The sequence below is a fragment of the Streptomyces hirsutus genome (assembly GCF_001418415.1).
Classification (GTDB): Bacteria; Actinomycetota; Actinomycetes; order Streptomycetales; family Streptomycetaceae; genus Streptomyces; species Streptomyces hirsutus.
On sequence record NZ_LIQT01000216.1, the window covers coordinates 1 to 4,363 of the forward strand.

The 4,363-nt window shown below is 70.5% G+C and carries 4 protein-coding genes and 2 pseudogenes; 1 reads left to right on the forward strand and 5 read right to left on the reverse strand.

The window, feature by feature from the left end; translation table 11 throughout:
- Positions 1-202: pseudogene (locus AOK11_RS17500) on the forward strand (IS6 family transposase); the annotation flags it as partial.
- A gap of 136 nt (positions 203-338) precedes the next feature.
- On the opposite strand, the gene AOK11_RS17505 reads toward AOK11_RS17500, so the two are convergent.
- From AOK11_RS17505 to AOK11_RS17525, 5 genes and pseudogenes are all read right to left on the reverse strand, one after another.
- Positions 339-986: a dihydrofolate reductase family protein gene (locus AOK11_RS17505; RefSeq protein WP_055594651.1), complete on the reverse strand. Its 648-nt coding sequence runs from the start codon at positions 984-986 to the stop codon at positions 339-341.
- Positions 987-1,208: 222 nt separating this feature from the next.
- Positions 1,209-1,970, reverse strand: a pseudogene (locus tag AOK11_RS17510) (transposase); the annotation flags it as partial.
- 400 nt (positions 1,971-2,370) lie between these two features.
- Positions 2,371-2,943 carry a hypothetical protein gene (locus AOK11_RS17515; RefSeq protein ID WP_055594652.1) on the reverse strand — a complete coding sequence of 191 codons (573 nt, stop codon included), beginning with the start codon at positions 2,941-2,943 and terminating at the stop codon, positions 2,371-2,373.
- 25 nt (positions 2,944-2,968) lie between these two features.
- The gene (locus tag AOK11_RS17520) at positions 2,969-3,718 is read right to left on the reverse strand and encodes an SDR family NAD(P)-dependent oxidoreductase (RefSeq protein ID WP_055594653.1); all 750 of its coding nucleotides are present in this window, start codon (positions 3,716-3,718) and stop codon (positions 2,969-2,971) included.
- Positions 3,719-3,821: 103 nt separating this feature from the next.
- The coding region (locus AOK11_RS17525; protein ID WP_055594654.1) for an SDR family NAD(P)-dependent oxidoreductase at positions 3,822-4,363 on the reverse strand (542 nt) is incomplete at its 5' end.

A 4,363-nucleotide genomic window follows, 5' to 3' on the forward strand; every position in this document is an offset into this window, starting at 1 on the left:
AGTAGTTAAATTACGGCTCCTGAAAGGCTTCCGCTCCGTCGGCGGGGCCCAGCGGTTCCTGTCCGCGTTCAGCGGCATCTCACCCCACTTCCGCCCTCACCGCCACCTGATGACCGCCTCCGGATACCGCGCCGAGATGACCGTCCGCTTCGCGATCTGGGACCAGATCACCGGCGTTGTCGGCCGGCCCACCACGGCCTGACCCCAGGCCCGAAGCGCAAGCCCACCACGCCCCGACGCGCCCTCGGACACTCACACACCCAACAACGTGACAGCGCCCGTTCATCTGCGGAAACGCTCGAGTCGGCCGTGCTCAGGTTTCTGCGTTGTCTCTCTTGTCATCTGCGCCAGAAAAGGTGGTGCGTCACGCCGCTCGGGCTGGGCACGACCTCCATGTGGAACCGGTCCAGAAGCTGTTCGGGCGAGTCCCAGAGGCGTAGCCCGGACCCGAGCTTCACCGGTGAGACGGCCACGTGCATGGTGTCGACGAGGTCGGCGTCGAGGAACTCCCGGATGGTGGTCACGCCGCCGCCGAGCCGGACGTCCTTGCCCTGCGCGGCCTCCCGCGCCTGCGCGAGAACGGTGGCGGGGTCGCCGTCCATGAAATGGAACGTGGTGTCGGAGAGCGTGAACGATGGACGCTTGTGGTGGGTCAGGACGAACACCGGCGTGTGGAAGGGCGGCTCGTCTCCCCACCAGCCGCGCCACCCGTGGTCGCGCCACGGGCCGCGCTGGGGTCCGAACTTGTTGCGGCCCATGATCTCGGCGCCGATGTTGTGGCTGAAGTCTCGGGCGAAGTAGTCGTCGAGGCCCCGGCTTCCCCCGGGCTCGGTGCGGATGGGCCAGCTCGCCGTGGCGCCGGCCCAGGCGAAGAGCCTTCCCGGATCGATGTTGTGGCCGAAAGGCCGCTCCAGGCTCTGGTCCTCGCCGGCGGCGACGCCGTCGCTCGAGATGGTGAAGTTCTGCACTCGCAGCAGCTGAACCATGTGTTCCCTCATCAGGTCCTGTCGCCTCCTCGTATGGCGATGCGTCCTACATCAGGGTGTCGAACGGGACGTGGCTGGATCGACAGCGGCGCCTAAGTTCTTCCAAAGCGTGCCCCGCGCGACCGTTCACCTGCGTCGTTCGGCGGCATCCCGGTACGCACTGGTGCGGTGCCGAGTCGCCAAGAGGCGCGCGGACGGCATTGCCTGCGCGGGGGCAGCCCATCAGGCTGCGACTTGAAAGGGGCGTCCGCCCCAGCGGATGCCTTTCTCGCTGCGGATGCGGGCGCGTTCCTTGCGCTGCGCGGCGAGTACGTCGGGGTGGCGGGAGTGGGCGTTGCGCCACCGCAGGTAGCGGTGCAGGGCCCGGGTCTGGACCGGGTGGTTGGGATGGTGGGAGTTGGCGAGGGTGAACTGCCGCAGCGGGCCGAAGTGTGCCTCGATCGGGTTGGTCCAGGAGGCGTAGGTCGGGGTGAAGCACAGTTGGACTTGGTTCTCCTTCGCCCAGCGGCGAATCGTCGCGCCGGTGTGGGCGGAGAGGTTATCCAAAATGATGTAGATCGGGGCGCCGTCGGGTCGGGCGACGCGGATCGGCTTCAGTGCAGCCAGCGTGTTGGCGGTGCCCTTGCGGTGGCGATTGACGCCCCACAGGCGATCGTCGCCGACGGAGTGGCAGTCGTGGAAGTAGGTGACGCCGTGGGTGCGGCGGTAGGTCGCCGGGAGCCGGTTGGGCTTGCCCTGCTTCGCCCAGCAGGAGCCTGCGGTGGGCCTGATCCCCAACGGACCGAACTCGTCGAAGGCGAAGACCCGGTCCGGGAAGCGTTCGAGGACCTCCTCGATCCGGTCAGGCTTGGTGTCGCGGTCGGGGTCGGGCGGCTCCTTCCACGTCTTGGTGCGCTGGAAGGTGACCCCGCGGCGGGCCAGCAGCATCCGCAGGGCTTCCCGGCCAATGCGGATGACGCGTCCGTGCACACGGCGCAGGTAGGCGGCCTGTGGCCCGCTGTGCATCCCCCCGTCGCTCGCTCGGTACGCCGGCGCAAGCGGTGCCGGCAACTGGTGGTCCGCCAGGGCCCCGCGGCACGACTGCCGTTCTCACGCGTTGGGGTCGGCAACGCTGATGTGCCCCACCCAGGACGGGGTCGGGATCGCGTTCGACGGCCAGGTCGCCCAGGGCGACAATGCCCGCAGCCTGCCCGTTGTCGACGACCGGCAGGCGGCGCAGTGCCTTGCCGCGCATCAGCTGCACCGCGCGGTCGACGTCGTCCTCAAAAGGGAGTACATGGCCTGATCGTTGCGGGCGGTGGACGAGAAGGCAGGGCGGTTTCGCCCGATGCCGTTCTGGGTCTACTGAAAGGCGCGCGGCGGCCGACGTGTCCGGCCCGCATGTTCATGCCCGTCGACGCGGGCGGCGTCCGCCGAACTTCTCCAGGTGGCGGGCCGCCATGGAAGCGCCGGCGCCGCTGACCACAGCTGTCGCCTCGGGCGGCGGGCCGTCCCCGGAATCGGTCACGGCGGTGGCCCGTACAGCGCCGGAGTCGATGGTCACCAGCAGGGTGCGCGCTCCGCCGGGGTCGGGCAGGGTGATCTCCAGTGAGGTGTCCGGCTGGGACCTGGCCACGGCGGCGAACCAGACGGCGGCCGTGGCCAGGTCCCAGCCGCCGGGTGCCTCGACGGACACGGTGGTGTCCGCACCCCGCAGTGGCCGCCAGTCCTTGGGGCGGGCACCGCGCTGCCCGGCCGCACGCCACAGCGTGTCCAGGTCCGCCGCGTGCGTGGTGCGGCCGACCCGGTCGCTGAGCAGGTATCCCGCGGACAGCCAGGACCGGACTTGCAGTCCGGACCCGCCGTCCAGGAGCCGGTCGGTGCTCGCCGCCCGGGCGGCGAGCACCGACCGGGTGGGCGGGGCCAGGATGTCCTCCCAGCGGGGTACGGAACGTCCCGTGCCGCAGGCTCCGCACATCGTGGTTCCCTCTCCTCTCAGTGCCTCACGGCATGACGTCGCCGCTGTTGGGGCCGAGAGTCTGCCCCACGTACAGGTTGCCGCCCGGATCACTGGCCAGCAGTACGGCGGTGGGGGCGACCTCCGCCGGGACCCCGAACCGGCCGAGGGGCAGTTCGGCCTGCTTGGCCTTCTTCCAGTCCGCGCTGATGCCGTCCACCAGCGGGGTGAACACCGGGCCGGGCGCGATCGCGTTGACCAGCACGCCGCTCGGGCCGACCTCCCTGGCCAGCGCCTTGGTCAGGCCGATGACGCCGGCCTTGGCGGCCGAGTAGTGGACCAGTCCCTCGCCGCCCTTGATACCCAGTTGGCTGGCGATGTTGATGACCCGCCCGCTGCCGCGGGCGACCATGTGGGGAACCGTCCACCGGCAGCACAGGAAGACGCTGCGGAGGTCGATCGCGATCATCTGGTCCCAGGTCTCGACGTCCATGTCGACCAGGGGCACCTCGGTCAGGATCCCCGCGGAGTTGACCAGGATGTCGGGCACGCCCAGCGTGGACACGCAGCTCTCCACCATCTGGCGGGTCTGCTGTGCGTCGGCCACATCGACGACCGCGGTGGCCACCTCCGTGCCCTGTGCCGTGTAGCGCTCGGCCAGGGCGGTGAGCCGGTCGGCGTCGCGGTCGGCCAGGAAGAGCCGCGCGCCCTCGGCCGCGTACGCGTCGGCGATCGCCGACCCGATGCCGCTCGCCGCGCCCGTCACCAGTGCGACCTGTTGTTGGAGGACTCCCATGCCGTTCGCCTTTCTCGCCGCGGCGCTGTCCGCTGCCGCTCCGTTCACTGCTGCCCGGTGTGCTACCGGTCGGTCTTTCGCCGCTCAGGTTGTCTCCGCTCGGTCACTCCGGCCATCGGACCGTGAGGCCACCGTCCACGATCAGCTCCTGGCCGGTGATGTACGCGGCGTCGTCGCTGGTGAGGAAGCGGATCGCACGGGCCACCTCGTCGGCGTGGCCCACCCGGCCCGCCGGGATGCTCCGGCCGGCCCGCTCCAGCCCCGCCGGGCCCAGGGAGTTGGTCTCATCGAGCGACTGGGGGGTCTCGATGAGTCCGGGGATGACGGTGTTGACCCGGATGCCGCGCGGGGCGAGTTCGGTTGCGAGTGACCGGCACAGTCCCAGTACCCCGCTCTTGGCGGCGGCGTAGTGGGCGTGGTCGTCCCAGCCGTAGACCCCGCCGGCGATGGAGGAGACCGCCACCATGGAGCCGGGGCCGGACATCACGGCGGCGGCGGAGCGGAAGGTGCGCAGTACGCCGGTCAGGTCGACCGAGAGCATGTCGTTCCAGGCGTCGTCGTCGAGCTGTGCCAGGGCGGCCCGGCGCAGCACACCGGCTCCGGCGACGGCGATGTCCAGCCGTCCGTACGTCTCGACGGCCGCCC

Excerpts from the sequence above, each read along its gene's own strand:
- AOK11_RS17515 (WP_055594652.1), bottom strand. The coding sequence starts at position 2,943 with ATGTGCGGAGCCTGCGGCACGGGACGTTCCGTACCCCGCTGGGAGGAC.
- AOK11_RS17505 (WP_055594651.1), bottom strand. The coding sequence starts at position 986 with ATGGTTCAGCTGCTGCGAGTGCAGAACTTCACCATCTCGAGCGACGGC.
- AOK11_RS17520 (WP_055594653.1), bottom strand. The coding sequence starts at position 3,718 with ATGGGAGTCCTCCAACAACAGGTCGCACTGGTGACGGGCGCGGCGAGC.